This is a genomic window from Paludibacterium purpuratum (assembly GCF_004363805.1).
Classification (GTDB): Bacteria; Pseudomonadota; Gammaproteobacteria; order Burkholderiales; family Chromobacteriaceae; genus Paludibacterium; species Paludibacterium purpuratum.
In genome coordinates, this window is the sequence record NZ_SNZP01000007.1 from 147,983 (window position 1) to 163,820 (window position 15,838).

Here is a 15,838-nt window from a genome sequence, read left to right on the forward strand (position 1 = left end):
TCCTCCTCAGTTCGCTTCCGCCACCGCGGCCTGTTCGGCTGCGGCGTCGTCGGCATACCAAACGCACATCGCGCGCAGCTCCTCAAGCGACAGCGGTGCCAGCGGCGTGCTGCGTTCGGTGGCGGCGTCGAGGCGGCTGCGGTCGAACAACCATACCTGGTTGGCGAACGGGCGGTTCGGCTCCACGGCGCGGTCGAACTTCAGCTCCAACTCCGAGGTCGGCGTGCCCAGCGCGGCGCGCAGCCCCGCCACCTCGCCCCACATGTGCACCAGCTCCTCCAGTCGCGTGGTGCAACCGCCTGAGCAATGGAATACTTCGAAGTCGCCACCCTGCTGCTGACGCAGTGTCAGCGTACAAGCGTCTGCCGCCAGTTGGTCGATGGCGATGCAGTCGAGACGGCTGTCGGCCACGACATCGACCGCCAATTCCTTGAGACCGGACTGGGCCGCGGCCACCATGGCGTTGGGGAACATGTAAAAACCGAAGCCGTTGCGCAGCGCCCAGCCGGTACGGCGGTGGCCGACCACGATGCTGGGACGGAACAGGGTGACCGGCAGGCCATGACGGTGGAAGAGCAGGTGCAACGATTGCTCGGCGCTCCATTTGGTCATCTGGTAGGTGTTGATCATATGGCTGCGGGCGTGCAGCTCTTCCTTGACGAAGCCGCCGTCCATGCCCGCCACGTAGGCGGTGGAGACGTAATAGAAACGACGGCAGGCAGGCGCGTTGCGGCACAGCGTTTCGTACAGCCGGCTGGTGTTGCCGACGTTGGTGGCGAAGGATTGCGACAGCTTGCGGGCGGAGTAGCTCATTTCCGCCGCCACGTGCCACACCTCGGTGACGCCGGCAAGTCTTGCGTCGTCCAATACGTCTTCCAAATGCGCGAAGTCGACATTGACGACGTCCAGGTGGTCCGCCAGCGCGCCGTGGATGTCGAGTCCGAAGCCTTGCGCCGCGGCTACCACCGCGTTGATGGTGCGCATGCCGTCGGGGTCGTTGCGCGATACGGCCAGTACACGGGTGCCGCGTGCCAGGAAGTTTGCCGCCAGGGCGCTGCCGACAAAGCCGGTGGCGCCGGTAATCAGAATCTGATGCACTTTCTGCTCCTTATTGCTTGCTGTCCGCGAAAGGCGCCCGCGTGGGGCGCGCTTGGCGAATCACAGTTCGATGATGTGCTCGTCCACTTTCACGCCGACGTGGCGTCCCGGCTCGGTGGCGTAGCCCAGCACGCGGTCGCCGGCCTTAAGCTCGGTGACGTTGCGCGGCTTGACTTCGTCGGAGAACACGCGCACATGCCAGTCGTCCTGCATGATGATGTTGACCTTGCGGTTTTCCGGGAACGTCGCCTCGATCAGCAGCAGCGGACGGATTTCGGTCTTGGTGCGGCCAACGAAAATCTGGCGGGTTTCGCCGCGGGCATTGACCGTGGTCAGCGAACTGCCGGCGCGCAGCTCGCTGATGTAGCTGGTGCGGTCGTTGGCTTGGAACACGTAGCTGTGTACCGATGCGGCATTGATGCGGAACGGACGCAACTCCATGTAGGGCAGGTGAAACACTTCGGGGCAGCACAGGATGCCGCCGGTGGAAGTGGAGCCGACCAGAATGCCTTCGTCCGGGTTGAACATGTGCGTGGTGTCGATGCAGGCGCGGTAACCGAGGCCCAGGTGGGTGATGCGGTCGATCACGCCGATCTGGATGTCGATGCGCGGGGTGGCTTGCGCATCCATCTTGCGGGCGAAGCGGTCGAACTGCTCCATCGTGTTGAAGGACGCCAGTACGCCGTCGCTGCCCAGTTCGAGCACGCCCAGCGCGATCACCGCGTCGTCCACGTCCTGGTTCACTTCCTTGAGCAGCACGGTATTGGTCTTGTGCAACTCGGCGATCACCAGTTCCAGCGGAATGTTGGTCGGATCCTTGAACGACACCATCAAGAAGTCGTAATGCATGCCGTCGTGGAAGGAGGCATGCAAGGAGGCGGCATTATCGACGTGGGCGCGCCAAGCGGTGCGGTAGCCTGCGGCGCGGGCGGCCGTGAGTAGGGCCGGCTGGGTGCTGGAGATCACGGCGACTTGGATCAAGTCCTTGCCGGGCGTCGGCGAGATCTGGGTCGACAGTTCGGCCCATTGTTCGGCCGAGTCGATGTGCAGCACGCGCATCAGGCGCGGCGAGACGGATTGGCCGAGCGCCTTGAAGTTGTGGGCGTAGAGCACGATGCCGTTATAACGGCCTTGGCCCAGGCGCTGGATGATGGCGCGGCTCGATTCTTCGCTCAGCGTGGCCAGCACCTTCGAGTCGTACCACAAGACATGGTCGTCGTTGCGGCGCACGTCGGTGGTGAATGGGCTCAGGGCGGCGTTGCTGGGCGGTACCGGCTCGCGCGGCGTGGTGGGGGCGCGCTTTTCGGTCTGTTTTTCGGCGAGGGCGGTTTTGTCGGCCTCGTTCGGTTTTTCCGCTTGCGCGGCGGGGCGTTTGTTGAGCGTTTGTTCCATAGTGATCCCAGGTAGTTGTGAAACAGCGGTTGCGAAAAACTAGGCCCGAACCGGGTACGCCTCCGACACGGGGGTAAGGGGAATGGCGATGGGGGCCACGGCGCGTCGATTGGCGGCCGTCAGCGGCACGTCCAGCACCACGGCGTTATCGATGCCGAAACGGGTCGACAAACAGAGCGGCAGCGCCCGGATGCCGAGCTGGTCGAGCAGGTGCTGCACGGCCGGCGTGGTGACCATGACGAAGTGGCGAATGTCGCGCGCTTGGGCGAAACAGGACAATTGGTGCAAAGCGGCGCGGATCTGCGCCAGCCGGCTCGGATGATCTTCTGCCGTTCCGCTGCGGGCGAACACGAAGCGAGATAGCTCCCAGGTGTGGGCGTCGGCCGGTATGGGCTGGCCGCGCAAGAGGGAGGGGAACACGTCGCGCAGCATGTTCGGCCCCAGTGTGGGCAACAGCCGCATACAGCCCTGTACGCTGCCGTCGTGGCGTTTCATCAGCAAGTAGTGAGGATCGAGTTCGTCGTAGCTGTCCCGCTCCATGCCGTTTTCGACGTGCACGTCCCAACCCATCTGGTAGTAAAAAATCTCGGCGCGCAGCCGCCACATGTTTTCCAGGTCGGAAACCGGCCATGCCGTGCGCCGGGCAATTTGAATATCCAAAGCCGAACTATTCATTCAACGCATCGCCTTTCAAGTCGAGAGTCAGTTGCGCTGCCGCCCAGTCGAAAAACGGATGGGCGTCATCGGCGGTCACGGAAATTTCTGTTTTATTTCAATGGGATTTCAGCAAATTGGCTGGTCCGATCTGGCGTAAATCTTAGGGATCGGCGCGGGCGGCGGTAAGCTAGCAGAACTGATAGGGTGTGGCGGCGGGCAGGCGGGTGGGGGGTATGAAGAGGTGGCGCGTTTAAACGTCAGTGCGCCACCGGCAGTTGCAGCCAATTGGTGGTGTAGCACGGCGACAGGAAGGCCCGGCGCATGCGCCAATCCGGACTCAGGTCTTCGGCGGCCAGCCGCAGGGTGCCGTGGCCGTGGCGGCGATTGATGCTGTCGATGGTTTGCATCAGTTGCTGCCGTTTGACGTTGGGCGCCGGCGCGAACAAGTCGTACTGCACCCGGTCGGCGGGGCGGATTTCCAATAAGATCACGCCGGCTTTTTGGTAGGCGTAGCCTTCCTGGTAGATGGCCGTCAGCGCCTGCATGGCGACCTGCGTCATCTGTAAGGTGTCGTCGCTGGGTTGCGGTAGTGGCAGGCAGCAGTAGTTGCGGTATTGCGGTAGATCTTGGCGATGCGGGTTGGTGCGCAGGCTGACGCCGACGAGTGCCGCCACGCTGTGCTGCGCACGCAGTTTTTCCGCGGCGCGCGTGACGTGATAGGCCACGCTGGCGCGTAGGGCGTCCGGATCGCTGGTCAGCCGCGAAAAGGAACGACTCGACAGGATCGACTGCTTGGCTGTCTCCAGGTGTTCCTGCGGCAAGGCGGGGCGTCCGGCCAGTTCTTGCGCGATGCGCTCGATGACGACGCCGAAGCGTCGTCGCAGCCAGGCTGGATCGCATTCGCGTAGCGCGCGCGGGGTGGCGATGCCGTTGCGGGTCAACTGCTCGGCGAGTTGCCGCCCGATGCCCCATATGTCGGTGAGGGCGATCCGTTCCAGTTGGCGATCCGCGCCGCTCGTGCCTAGCCAATCCCAATCGAAGACGCCATGGTAGCTACGCTCCTGCTTTGCCAGGTGGTTGGCGAGCTTGGCCAGGGTTTTGCTCGGCGCAATGCCGACGGCGCTGGGGATGCCGACACGGCGCCAGACGGCGTGGCGAATGGCCTGTCCTTGTGCCTGGCTGTCGAATTGGCCGGTGAGGTGCAAGAAACACTCGTCTATGCTGTAGATTTCCTGCTCCGCGCCGAATTCGCCGACGACTTGCATCATGCGCCGGCTGATGTCCCCATAGAGGGCGTAATTGGCGCTGAATGCCGTGACGCCCAGACGGCGCAGCCAGCCGCGTTGCGCGTGAAAAGGCATGCCCATCGGCAGGTTGAGCGCGACGGCCTCGCGCGAGCGGGCCACGACGCAGCCGTCGTTGTTGGAGAGTACGACGATCGGACGGCCGACCAAGTCGGGGCGGAAGATGCGTTCGCAGCTGCAGAAGAAGCTGTTGCCGTCGATCAGCGCGTAGCGGGCCGGCTGCACGGCGCCGGCGTTTAGAATTTCTTCACGCATGCGGTCACCACGCCCCAGACGGTCAACTCCCTGCCGTTGTGGATTTCAAGCGGCGCATAGGCCGGGTTCTCCGGCAGCAGGGCTAGCCTGCCGTCGCGCCGGAACAAACGTTTGACGGTGAATTCGCCGTCGACGATGGCGATGACGATCTGGTTGTGTTGTGCCGCGCGGCCTTTCTCCACCACCAGGATGTCGCCGTCGGCAATGCCGGCGCCGATCATCGATTCGCCCTTGACGCGCACCATAAAGGTGGCCGGTGCGTCCTGGATCAGATAACGGTTGAGATCCAGGGTGTTTTCCAGGTAGTCGTCGGCTGGCGAGGGGAAGCCGGCGGGCACTTTGCTGCCGTATAGCGGAAGCGCTTGCTCGACGCTCTGTTCCGGCCGCCAGGCCTGGATGTCGCGCAGTGCGCGCCGGGTGGCGATCAGGCCGAGCACCGCGTCCTTGTCGGCGAGTGGAATGCGCAGTTGGGTCAGAGGTAGATCGGTATCGCAGCGGCCGCTGCCTTTCGGTCGCCCGGCGCCGCGCCGCGCGCCGCCGTGCGTTTTGTCGGTCTGGCTCATTTGGATTGAATCGTTGCGAAATGTGTGATTTGATTATTGCATCAAAAATCAAAATTGGCAGCTAAATTTCATGATGCGATGTCATGGGGGTGGTGGCGCTGGCTTGCGAGGGGTGTGCTGCTTTCCTGTCGCTAGCCATGGTATACTGCCGGTTTTCGTGGTAGCTGCCGCAATTGTTTGTGGCTGGCGAGATTTGAGCGCAGTGCCCGCCGGTGAACGTGTCCATGCCGTTCGACCCGGTGCGGCTTGTGTCTCGGTTGACTAAACTCGTACACAGTTAGGATTTGACATGCAAGTACAGTTGGAAACGTTGGGCAGCCTCGAGCGCCGTATGAATATCGCGCTGCCGATGGATGCCATCGACGCGCAAGTGACCGAGCGCCTGAAGCGTGCGGCACGCAACGCCAAGATCCAGGGTTTCCGCCCGGGTAAGGCGCCGATGAAGATCGTCGAAATGAACTACGGCCCGCAAATCCGCGAAGAGGTGCTGGGCGAACAGGTTCAGCAGGGTTTCTACCGCGCCGTGAGCGAGCAGAAGCTGCGCGTGGCCGGCTATCCGCGTTTCGAACCGCAACTGGATCAGTCCGAGCCGGGTAGCTTCAAGTTCGCCGCCACGTTCGAGATCTATCCGGAAGTGGCGCTGGGCGAACTGGCCGGCAAGGAAGTCGAAAAGCCGGTTACCCCGGTGACCGACGCCGAAATCGACAAGACCGTCGATATCCTGCGCAAGCAACGCACCCGCTACGTGCGCGTCGAACGCGAAGCCCGCGACGGCGATCGCGTGATCATCGATTTCAAGGGCTCGATCGACGGCGTGCTGTTCGATGGCGGTTCGTCCGAGAACTTCCCGTTCGTGCTGGGCCAAGGCCAGATGCTGGCCGACTTCGAAACCGGCGTGCGCGGCATGAAGGAAGACGAAGTCAAGACCGTCGAAGTCAAGTTCCCCGAGGACTATCACGGCAAGGACGTGGCCGGTAAGACCGCTTCGTTCGAACTGACGCTGAAGAACGTGGCCGAAGCCGTGCTGCCGGAAGTGGATGCCGAATTCGCCAAGCTCCTGGGCGTGGCCGATGGCGACGTGACCAAGATGCGCGACGAGATCAAGAAGAACGTCGAGCGCGAAGTGAAGCGTCGTCTGCAAGCCCGCGCCAAGGAAAACGTCATGCAGGCGCTGCTGGACGTGACCTCGGTCGAACTGCCGAAGGCACTGGTCGAGCTCGAAGTCGGCCGCCTGCAAGACAAGGCTCGCCAGGATCTGGAAGCGCGCGGCATGAAGGTCAAGGATCTGCCGTTCCCGGCCGAACTGTTCGACGAACAGGCGCGTCGTCGCGTATCGCTGGGTCTGATCATCTCCGAGTTGGTGGCAGTCAACAAGCTCGACGCCAAGCCGGAACAGGTCAAGGCGCTGGTGGCCGAGTTCGCCGAAAGCTACGAGGATCCGGAAGAAGTGATCAATTGGTACTTCGCCAGCCCGGAACGTCTGGACGGCCCGACTTCGATGGTTATCGAAGACAACGTGGTTGAATTTGTCCTGGGTCGTGCCAATGTTGTGGAGAAGGCGCTGGCTTTCGACGAACTAATGGGTAGCCAAGCCTGATAATCAATAACCGGAGATGGCCGATGATGTCGATGATGGAACCGAAGGGGTTGGGCTTGGTGCCCATGGTGGTCGAGCAGAGTGGTCGTGGCGAGCGCGCCTACGATATCTACTCGCGCCTTTTGAAGGAACGGATCGTGTTCCTGGTGGGTCCGGTCACCGACGAATCGGCCAATCTGGTCGTGGCACAGTTGTTGTTCCTCGAGTCGGAAAATCCTGATAAGGATATTTCCCTGTACATCAACTCGCCGGGCGGGTCGATTACCGCCGGTATGTCGATTTACGACACGATGAATTTCATCAAGCCAGACGTGTCGACGCTATGTGTCGGCCAAGCGGCCAGTATGGGGGCGTTCCTGCTCGCAGCGGGCGCCGAGGGCAAGCGGTTTGCACTGCCTAATAGCCGCGTCATGATTCATCAGCCGCTGATCGGCGGTCTGAGCGGTCAGGCGACCGATATCGAAATCCATGCACGCGAGCTGTTGAAGGTGAAGGCGCGCATGAACGAGCTGATGGCCAAGCATGCTGGTCAGACGGTGGAGAAGGTGCAGCACGATACCGAACGCGACAATTTCATGTCGGCCGACGAGGCTCAGGCCTATGGTCTGATCGACAAGGTTTTGTCCACGCGTCGTGAGAGCATCAGGGTTTAACCGGTACGGACACGTTTAGATGGCTGACAAGAATAGCAACGAAAAACTGCTGTATTGCTCTTTCTGCGGAAAGAGCCAGCACGAGGTCCAGCGACTGATCGCCGGACCGCAGGTATTCATCTGCAACGAGTGCGTCGAACTGTGCAACGACATCATCCGCGAGGAGCTTGCTCAGGGCGCGCAGGTGGGGGCCGCGCCGGGCGACGAGCACAAGTTGCCGACGCCGCAGGAAATTCGCGAAAGCCTCGACCAGTACATCATCGGTCAGGATCTGGCCAAGAAGACCTTGTCGGTGGCGGTGTACAACCACTATAAGCGTCTGTACACCCAGACCGCCGGCGCCGAGGATGTCGAGCTCTCCAAGAGCAATATTCTGCTGATCGGTCCGACCGGTTCGGGCAAGACGCTGCTGGCGCAGTCGCTGGCTCGTCTACTCGACGTGCCGTTCGTGATTGCCGACGCCACCACGCTGACCGAGGCCGGTTACGTGGGCGAGGATGTCGAGCACATCATCCAGAAGCTGCTGCAGAAATGCGATTACGACGTCGAAAAGGCGCAGCGCGGCATCGTGTACATCGACGAAATCGACAAGATTTCCCGCAAGTCGGAGAACCCGTCGATTACGCGCGACGTGTCGGGCGAGGGTGTGCAACAGGCCTTGCTCAAGTTGATCGAGGGCACGGTGGCTTCGATTCCGCCGCAAGGCGGTCGCAAGCATCCGAACCAGGAGTTCATCCAGGTCGACACCACCAATATCCTGTTTATCTGCGGCGGCGCGTTCGACGGGCTGGAAAAGATCATCCGTCGCCGTTCGGAAAAGGGTGGCATCGGCTTCGGCGCCGAACTGAAGTCGACCGACGATAACCGCGACGTTTCCTCGCTGTTCAAGGAAGTCGAGCCGGAAGATCTGATCAAATTCGGCTTGATTCCGGAGTTGATCGGCCGTCTGCCGGTGGCCGCGACGCTGGAAGAGCTGGACGAAGAAGCGCTGGTCACGATTCTGACCATGCCGAAGAACGCGCTGGTCAAGCAATACCAGAAGCTGTTCTCGATGGAAGGCGTGGAGCTGGAAGTGCGCCCGTCGGCGTTGCGCGTTACCGCCAAACAGGCGCTGGCTCGCAAGACCGGTGCCCGAGGTCTGCGCTCCATCCTGGAGCGTGCCTTGCTCGATACCATGTACGATCTGCCGTCGATGACCGATGTCGAGAAGGTCGTGGTGGACGAGAAGGTGATCGAAAAAGGCGAGCGTCCGCTGTTCATCTATCGCGAAGCGGACGACACGGCTCAATCGGCTTGAGTTTTCGCCAACGCCGGCTCCGCCGATGAAGTATGGCGGGCGGTTTTATCTCTATAGCCCAGTAGGTGTCAAACCTGCTGGGCTGTTCTCTTTCGGGCTTGACGAGAATGCCCGTGCCGGTCGGTTACTCAACGATTTTTTTTATTCTCTGTGTCAAGAAACTGATTTAGTATGGGGTGGTTGATATTTAGTCTCCTTGCCCCATCTTTCCTGCAAGAATATCAGAACAAGGTCTGGTGATATGTCACAAGCCACAGAACTCCTGGAAGAAGCCGTGTTGCCGCTATTGCCGTTGCGCGACGTGGTGGTCTCTCCACATATGGTCATCCCCTTGTTTGTAGGTCGCAGCAAATCGATCTGCGCCCTGGAAACCGCCATGGATGAAGGCAAACACATCCTGCTGGTCGCGCAACGTTCGGCCTCGAAGGACGAGCCTTCGCCCGAGGATCTCTACAGTGTCGGTACGGTGGCGACCGTGCTGCAGATGCTCAAGTTGCCGGACGGCACCGTCAAAGTGCTGGTGGAAGGCCGGCAACGCGCCCGCATCAAGGATGTGCGCGAAGACGGCGGATGTTACGTCTGCACGGTGATGCCGCTGCCGATCGAAGATGACGACGGCACCGAAACCGAAGCCATGCGCCGAGCGCTGCTCGCTCAATTCGAGCAATACGTCAAGCTGAACAAAAAGATTCCGCCGGAAATCCTGTCTTCGCTGGCGGGCATCGAGAAGGCCGGCCGCCTGGCCGATACCATCGTCGCGCACCTGCCGCTCAAGCTGGAGCAGAAGCAGGAAGTGCTGGAGATGTTCGACGTCAAGGCGCGGCTGGAGCACCTGCTGTCGCAGTTGGAAAGCGAAATCGACATTCTGCAGGTCGAGCGTCGCATCCGTGGCCGCGTCAAGCGGCAGATGGAGAAGAGCCAGCGCGAGTACTACCTGAACGAGCAGGTCAAGGCCATCCAGAAAGAGCTGGGCGAGATGGATGAGGCCGGCGACTTCGAGGAGCTGGAGAAGAAAATCCGCGCCGCCGGCATGAGCAAGGAAGGGCGCGAGAAGGCGCTGTCCGAACTGAAGAAGCTCGGCATGATGTCGCCGATGTCGGCCGAGGCGACGGTGGTGCGTAATTACATCGATACGCTGCTGGATCTGCCCTGGAAGAAAAAGACCAAGATCAACAAGGATGTCGCCAATGCCGAGTCGGTGTTGGACGAAGATCACTTTGGCTTGGAAAAGGTCAAGGAACGCATTCTCGAGTATTTGTCGGTGCAACAGCGCGTCGATAAGCTCAAGGCGCCGATCCTGTGCTTGGTTGGGCCGCCCGGGGTGGGTAAGACCTCGCTTGGGCAGTCGCTGGCCCGCGCGACCGGTCGCAAATTCGTGCGCATGGCGCTGGGTGGCGTGCATGACGAGTCGGAAATCCGCGGTCATCGCCGCACTTATATCGGCTCGATGCCGGGCAAGGTGCTGCAGAACATGACCAAGGTCGGCGTGAAGAACCCGCTATTCCTGCTTGATGAAGTCGATAAGCTGGGGGCGGACTTCCGCGGCGACCCGGCCTCTGCCTTGTTGGAGGTGCTGGATCCCGAGCAAAACCACTCGTTCGTCGATCACTATGCCGAGGTCGAATACGATCTGTCGGATGTGATGTTCGTAGCGACCGCCAATTCGCTGAATATTCCGCCGGCCTTGCTCGACCGTATGGAAATCATCCGTTTGGCGGGGTATACCGAGGACGAGAAGGTCAATATCGCCCAGCGCTATCTGGTGCCCAAGCAGGTCAAGGCGAATGGCGTGCAGGACGACGAACTGGTGATCCAGGAGTCGGCGCTGCGAGATATCGTGCGCTATTACACTCGCGAAGCGGGGGTGCGGAGCCTGGATCGCGAAGTGGCGCGCATCTGCCGCAAGGTGGTCACCGGCCACTTGCTCAAGAAGGGCGGCGACAAGGTGACGGTCAGCGCCCGTAATCTGGGTAAATACCTGGGCGTGCGGCGCTTCGATTTCGGCCTGGCCGAAGAAGAAAATCGTATCGGTCAGGTGACCGGCCTCGCCTGGACCGAGGTGGGTGGCGAACTCCTGACCATCGAGGCGGTGGCGTTGCCGGGCAAGGGCAACATCATTCGCACCGGGCAATTGGGCGAGGTCATGCAGGAGTCGATCACCGCCGCCATGAGCGTGGTGCGTAGCCGCGCGGCGAGCCTGGGCATCAAGCGCGACTTCTACGAGAAGTTGGACATGCACATTCACGTGCCGGAAGGCGCGACACCCAAGGACGGTCCGAGTGCCGGCGGCGCGATGACCACGGCGATCGTTTCGGTGTTGACCGGCATCCCGGTGCGCGCGGATGTTGCGATGACCGGGGAAATCACCCTGCGCGGCGAGGTGTTGCCGATCGGTGGTTTGAAGGAAAAACTACTGGCCGCTTTGCGTGGTGGCATCAAGCATGTTTTGATCCCGCAGGGAAATGTCAAAGACATGGCGGAAATCCCTGCTAACATCAAGAGCAAGCTCGAAATCCATCCGGTGAAGTGGATCGATGAGGTGCTGACTCTGGCACTTGAGCGGCAGCCTGAGCCGCTGTCGGAGGAAGAAAAGTCCGAGGAAGTCCTTTCTACGGGCGATTCTGGCAAAAGTGTGTCGGTTATGACGCATTAAAAAACAGGTGTTTAGCAAATCCTTGTAAAAGCAAGGGGGAAAGGGCTTCCTTCGCGTTGTGCTAAATGGCAGAATGCTCCGAAAGCCGCTTGACACAAGGATTTGCGACTTGTTATAAAGCTTGCGGTTTTTATTTAAACTACCTACGTAGACCGAGAATGACGAAAGGGGACTTACGTGAACAAGTCTGAATTGATTGATGCTATCGCCGATAAAGCCGAGATTTCGAAAGCTGCGGCAGCCAAAGCGCTCGACGGTATGATTGCTTCCGTGACCGATGCGATGAAGAAGGGTGACACCGTAACGTTGGTTGGTTTTGGTACCTTCTACGTTGGCGAGCGTGCTGAACGCAGTGGCCGTAATCCGAAGACCGGCGCAACCATCAAGATCGCTGCTGCTCGTTCCCCGAAGTTCCGTGCTGGCAAGGCACTGAAAGACGCGCTATAATCTGAACCCTTTGTACAAGGGTGGTGTCTCGCCCCGTGGGGCGGGAACACCGGGCGTTTAGCTCAGTTGGTAGAGCGTCTGCCTTACAAGCAGAATGTCGGCGGTTCGACTCCGTCAACGCCCACCAGAATCCGGAGCGGTAGTTCAGTTGGTTAGAATACCGGCCTGTCACGCCGGGGGTCGCGGGTTCGAGTCCCGTCCGCTCCGCCAGAAGACACAAAAGGTGAACGCGCTCCAACGTTCACCTTTTTCTTTTTCTAACGCTAACTAGTTAGGTCGCCATGTTCAAGTTCGTCGAGAACAATAAAGTCGTTATCCAGGTCATTCTCGGCCTGGTCGCCCTGACGTTCGTCGGGTTCGGCGTCAGCAGCTACAGCTCTGTGGCGGAAGATCCTTACCTGGTCAAGGTCGGCAAAATCAATATTGCCTTGCGCGACATCGATCGCGAACTGGACGGCCAGCCGGTCGACGCCGCCGCCAAGCAGCGCGCCCTCGAAGGGTTGATTCAGCGAAATTTGATCCTGAACGAAACCGAATCGAATGGCCTGCATGTGGCGCCGATGCAATTGCAGCAGGCAATTGCCTCGATTCCGGCCTTTCAGGATAACGGACAGTTCAGTCTCGACAAATACAAAGCCTTCCTCGACAAGCGCCAGATGACCGGCCCGCAGTTCGAGGAACGCATCGGTCGCGATCTTCTGGTGCAAAGCCAGATGGGGCCGTTCGCCGCCGGGCAGATCTCCTCGCGCGCGCTGGTCGATCGGCTTGGCCAGATGCTCGGCGAGAGCCGGGTGGTCAGCGCGATGGTACTGACGCCGCCGGCTTTTGCTTCGCAAGTGAAACTCGACGATGCCACTATCGCGGCGTATTACAAGGCCAACGCCGACAAGTTCAAGGCGCCGGAGGCGGTTAAGCTGTCCTACGTCGTGCTGTCGCAAGCGCAATTGGCGCAAAACCTCAGCGTCGGCGACGACGAGCTGCGCAAGTTTTATCAGCAGCATCTAGCCGATTTCGGTCAAGAGCAGCGCCGTGCGTCGCATATCCTGCTGACCGTGCCGCAAGGTGCCGCGCCGGCGGAGGTTGCGCGCATCAAGACCGAGGCCGCCGCCATTCTCAAGCAGGTTCGCGCCAATCCGTCGAGCTTCGATCAAGTGGCGCGTACGCGCTCGCAGGATCCGGGCTCCGCGACCAAGGGCGGCGATCTGGGCTTCTTTGCTCGCGGCACCATGGTCAAGGCATTCGACGACGTGGTGTTCCAGATGAAGCCGGGCCAGATCAGCGAAGTGGTGCGTAGCGAGTTCGGTTTCCATATCATCCGGCTCGACGAGGTCAAACAACCCGGCTTCGATGCGGTCAAGGATCAGGTGGCGCAGCAAGTGAGGCTGCAGAAGGCCGGCGCGCTGTACCGTTCGCAAAGCGATACCTTGACGGAAGTGGCGTATCAGCAGGGCGATTCGCTCAAGGGCGTACAAGATGCGCTCAAGCTGGTGCCGCAACAGTCCGGCTGGGTGGCACGCACGGCCACGGGCAACGATCCTATCCTGTCGAACCCGAAGGTGCTCGCCGCCGCGTTCAGCAACGATGTGTTGGTCAAGAAGCACAATAGCGAGCCGATCGATCTGGGCAACAATGCCACTGCCGTGATCCGCGTGACCGATCATCAGCCGGCGCATCAGTTGAAGCTCGACGAAGTGCGCGATGCCATCAAGATGCAATTGATCGCCACCGATGGCGCCAAGCTGGCTACGGCCAAGGGCCAGGCGCTGTTGGCCGACCTGAAGGCCGGCAAACCGGCTGCGGGACAGTGGACCCAGCCGCGCGAATTGTCGCGTCAGCAGAACCTCGGGCTGCCGCTGGCGGATCTGCAGGCGATCTTCGCCCTGGGCACCGCCAAGCTGCCGACCTATGCCGGCCTGAAACGCGCAACCGGCGAATATGTGATCTACCGTGTCGAGTCGATCAAGCCGGCTCCGGCCTTGACGCCCGAACAGCACGCGCAACTGTCCGGCATTGTCGATAACATGAACGCCAATGCCCAAATCACGGGCTATCTGCAGTGGCTGCGAACCAAGTACCCGGTTCTCGGCGGCAAGCAAAAGCTCAATCAGACGTCCGACGAGTAAATCGCTTTAGGCAAGGTCTTTAGGCCTTGCTCCTTGCCATTCAGCCGCCAGTGTCTCGCCTGACCGAATTGTCAGCGCGAGGCACTGGCGGCTTGCATTTCTGCCTGGGTGTTCAATTCTGATACCAATGTAATACCACATGACAAGGTCATTGATGGTGTTGCATCGGCTATCCGGTCGGTACCGGATGGTATTCCCGTTCAGGAGAACACAATATGCGTCTAGCAAAGTATGGTGCCATCGGCGCCATGGTCGGGCTATTTTGGCTCAGTCAGGCTGCCTGGGCCCTGCCGACTTGCAATCCCTGGCAGAGTGCGCAAGCGTACAACGGCGGCGATTACGCCACTTATGGCGGCAAAGCCTGGCGCGCCGACTGGTGGACACAGGGCGAAGCGCCCGGAGCCTCGCAATGGGGGCCGTGGAAAGTGCAGCCGGCATCGTCGTGTCAGCCGGACGACCCCGATCACCACGGCGGCGTGCCGCCCGAGCCAACGCCCACGGTCGGCCGCCATGTCGGCAGCTATTTCGCGCAATGGGGCATCTACCAGCGCAATTACAAGGTTTCGGACCTGGTCCACGCCGGCGGCGATAAGGCGCTGACTTTTCTGAATTACGCATTTGGCAATGTATACGCCGACGGCAAATGCGGTATGGTGACGCGAGCCGAAAACGGCAATGGCGATGGCGGCGATGCCTGGGCGGACTACCAGCGCCCCTTTGCGGCCTCCGAGTCGGTCGACGGCCAGGGCGATGCCTGGAACGACCCGCTGCGCGGCAACTTCAACCAACTGCGTAAGCTCAAGTTGGCCAACTCCGGGCTGAAAGTGCTGATCTCGCTCGGCGGCTGGACCTGGTCGAAGAATTTCGGCAAATTTGCCGCCACCGATGCCGGCCGGCAGGCGCTGGTGAGCTCGTGTATCGATCTCTATCTGCGCGGCAATCTGCCGAAGGGTGAAGATGCGGGCGGTTCGGGGGTGGCGCTTGGCGTCTTCGACGGGATCGATATCGACTGGGAATATCCTGGCGGCGGTGGCTTGCCGACGAATACCGTCGACCCGAACGACCGGCAAAACTTCACCTTGTTGCTGGCAGAGTTCCGCCGGCAGTTGGATGGGCTCAGCAGCCAGAACAAGCGCCGCTACTATCTGACGGCCGCCATCGGATCGGGAGTCGATAAAATTCGCAATACCGAGCCGGGCGCCTATAGCCGCTATCTCGATTGGGTCAATGTCATGACGTATGATTTCCATGGCGGCTGGGAAAGTAGCGGCCCGACCAATTGGCATAGCAACCTCTATCGCGACCCTGCCGCACCGGTCACCGGCGATGCGCAGTACTACAACGTGGCGGATGCGGTGCAAACACTGGTGAATGCCGGCATGCCGCGCGCCAAGATCAACGTCGGTCTGCCGTTCTATGGCCGAGGCTGGACTGGCGTGGCGGCCGGTGCGCGCGGCGATGGCCTGTTCCAAGTGGCCACCGGCCCGGCAAAGGGTACCTACGAGGACGGCGTGGAGGATTACCGGGTGCTCAGCACACGTGCCGCCAAGCACTACTTCAGTACGGTGGCCAAGCAGATGTGGACCTACGACGGTAGCGAGTTTTGGAGCTACGACGATCAGGCGACGATGCGCGGCAAATTGGACTTCGTGCGCCAGCAGCAGCTGGGCGGCGTGTTCAGCTGGTCGCTCGATGGCGACGACGCGCAGGCCACGTTGTTGAAGACCAGTGCAGAGGTGCGTGCCGATTCGACGCGCAAGTTGAAACACAAGCCGGTGTCTCGGCCCTGAGCGAGGCCA

12 protein-coding genes and 2 tRNA genes are annotated in these 15,838 nt (G+C 60.8%); 9 read left to right on the plus strand and 5 right to left on the minus strand.

Annotated elements, in window-relative coordinates; all coding sequences use genetic code 11:
* Positions 1 to 6: 6 nt before the first annotated feature.
* The 5 genes from DFP86_RS10110 to DFP86_RS10130 all read right to left on the minus strand — a co-directional run bounded on the left by DFP86_RS10110 (position 7) and on the right by DFP86_RS10130 (position 5,269).
* Positions 7 to 1,098: an SDR family oxidoreductase gene (locus tag DFP86_RS10110; RefSeq protein WP_133680778.1), complete on the minus strand. Its 1,092-nt coding sequence runs from the start codon at positions 1,096 to 1,098 to the stop codon at positions 7 to 9.
* A gap of 60 nt (positions 1,099 to 1,158) precedes the next feature.
* Positions 1,159 to 2,490, minus strand: coding sequence for a 3-dehydroquinate synthase II domain-containing protein (locus DFP86_RS10115; protein ID WP_133680780.1), 1,332 nt, complete (start codon positions 2,488 to 2,490; stop codon positions 1,159 to 1,161).
* A 39-nt stretch (positions 2,491 to 2,529) separates the two neighbouring features.
* Complete coding sequence (locus DFP86_RS10120) at positions 2,530 to 3,165, minus strand: acyl-homoserine-lactone synthase (RefSeq protein WP_133680782.1); 636 nt, start codon at positions 3,163 to 3,165, stop codon at positions 2,530 to 2,532.
* A 239-nt stretch (positions 3,166 to 3,404) separates the two neighbouring features.
* Positions 3,405 to 4,706 (minus strand): Y-family DNA polymerase, encoded by a 1,302-nt coding sequence (locus DFP86_RS10125; RefSeq protein WP_133680784.1) that lies wholly within the window; start codon positions 4,704 to 4,706, stop codon positions 3,405 to 3,407.
* Positions 4,688 to 5,269, minus strand: coding sequence for a LexA family protein (locus DFP86_RS10130; protein ID WP_133680786.1), 582 nt, complete (start codon positions 5,267 to 5,269; stop codon positions 4,688 to 4,690). The genes DFP86_RS10125 and DFP86_RS10130 overlap by 19 nt, the downstream gene beginning before the upstream one ends.
* Positions 5,270 to 5,558: 289 nt before the next feature.
* On the opposite strand from DFP86_RS10130, the gene tig reads away from it, so the two are divergent.
* From tig to DFP86_RS10175, 9 genes are all read left to right on the plus strand, one after another.
* Positions 5,559 to 6,866 (plus strand): trigger factor, encoded by a 1,308-nt coding sequence (gene tig / locus DFP86_RS10135; RefSeq protein ID WP_133680788.1) that lies wholly within the window; start codon positions 5,559 to 5,561, stop codon positions 6,864 to 6,866.
* A 23-nt stretch (positions 6,867 to 6,889) separates the two neighbouring features.
* On the plus strand, positions 6,890 to 7,519 hold the full coding sequence (clpP, locus tag DFP86_RS10140) for an ATP-dependent Clp endopeptidase proteolytic subunit ClpP (RefSeq protein ID WP_133680790.1): 630 nt from the start codon (positions 6,890 to 6,892) through the stop codon (positions 7,517 to 7,519).
* Between the two features lie 19 nt (positions 7,520 to 7,538).
* Entirely contained in the window at positions 7,539 to 8,816 is a 1,278-nt protein-coding gene (clpX, locus tag DFP86_RS10145) for an ATP-dependent Clp protease ATP-binding subunit ClpX (RefSeq protein ID WP_133680792.1), read from the plus strand.
* A gap of 241 nt (positions 8,817 to 9,057) precedes the next feature.
* Entirely contained in the window at positions 9,058 to 11,469 is a 2,412-nt protein-coding gene (gene lon, locus DFP86_RS10150) for an endopeptidase La (RefSeq protein WP_133680794.1), read from the plus strand.
* 177 nt (positions 11,470 to 11,646) lie between these two features.
* A complete protein-coding gene (locus DFP86_RS10155; RefSeq protein WP_133680796.1) occupies positions 11,647 to 11,916 on the plus strand; it encodes an HU family DNA-binding protein in 270 nt (89 codons plus the stop codon).
* Positions 11,917 to 11,967: 51 nt separating this feature from the next.
* A tRNA-Val gene (locus tag DFP86_RS10160) sits at positions 11,968 to 12,043 on the plus strand.
* 6 nt (positions 12,044 to 12,049) lie between these two features.
* Positions 12,050 to 12,126 (plus strand) — tRNA-Asp (locus DFP86_RS10165).
* A 71-nt stretch (positions 12,127 to 12,197) separates the two neighbouring features.
* On the plus strand, positions 12,198 to 14,039 hold the full coding sequence (locus tag DFP86_RS10170) for a peptidyl-prolyl cis-trans isomerase (protein WP_133680799.1): 1,842 nt from the start codon (positions 12,198 to 12,200) through the stop codon (positions 14,037 to 14,039).
* Between the two features lie 215 nt (positions 14,040 to 14,254).
* Entirely contained in the window at positions 14,255 to 15,829 is a 1,575-nt protein-coding gene (locus DFP86_RS10175; RefSeq protein ID WP_133680801.1) for a glycosyl hydrolase family 18 protein, read from the plus strand.
* Positions 15,830 to 15,838 lie beyond the last annotated feature (9 nt).

Bases quoted from the DNA above. Each gene is read 5' to 3' on its own strand.
- clpX (WP_133680792.1), top strand. From the start codon at position 7,539: ATGGCTGACAAGAATAGCAACGAAAAACTGCTGTATTGCTCTTTCTGC.
- tig (WP_133680788.1), top strand. From the start codon at position 5,559: ATGCAAGTACAGTTGGAAACGTTGGGCAGCCTCGAGCGCCGTATGAAT.
- clpP (WP_133680790.1), top strand. From the start codon at position 6,890: ATGATGTCGATGATGGAACCGAAGGGGTTGGGCTTGGTGCCCATGGTG.
- DFP86_RS10175 (WP_133680801.1), top strand. From the start codon at position 14,255: ATGCGTCTAGCAAAGTATGGTGCCATCGGCGCCATGGTCGGGCTATTT.
- DFP86_RS10115 (WP_133680780.1), bottom strand. From the start codon at position 2,490: ATGGAACAAACGCTCAACAAACGCCCCGCCGCGCAAGCGGAAAAACCG.
- DFP86_RS10170 (WP_133680799.1), top strand. From the start codon at position 12,198: ATGTTCAAGTTCGTCGAGAACAATAAAGTCGTTATCCAGGTCATTCTC.
- DFP86_RS10130 (WP_133680786.1), bottom strand. From the start codon at position 5,269: ATGAGCCAGACCGACAAAACGCACGGCGGCGCGCGGCGCGGCGCCGGG.
- DFP86_RS10120 (WP_133680782.1), bottom strand. From the start codon at position 3,165: ATGAATAGTTCGGCTTTGGATATTCAAATTGCCCGGCGCACGGCATGG.
- DFP86_RS10125 (WP_133680784.1), bottom strand. From the start codon at position 4,706: ATGCGTGAAGAAATTCTAAACGCCGGCGCCGTGCAGCCGGCCCGCTAC.
- lon (WP_133680794.1), top strand. From the start codon at position 9,058: ATGTCACAAGCCACAGAACTCCTGGAAGAAGCCGTGTTGCCGCTATTG.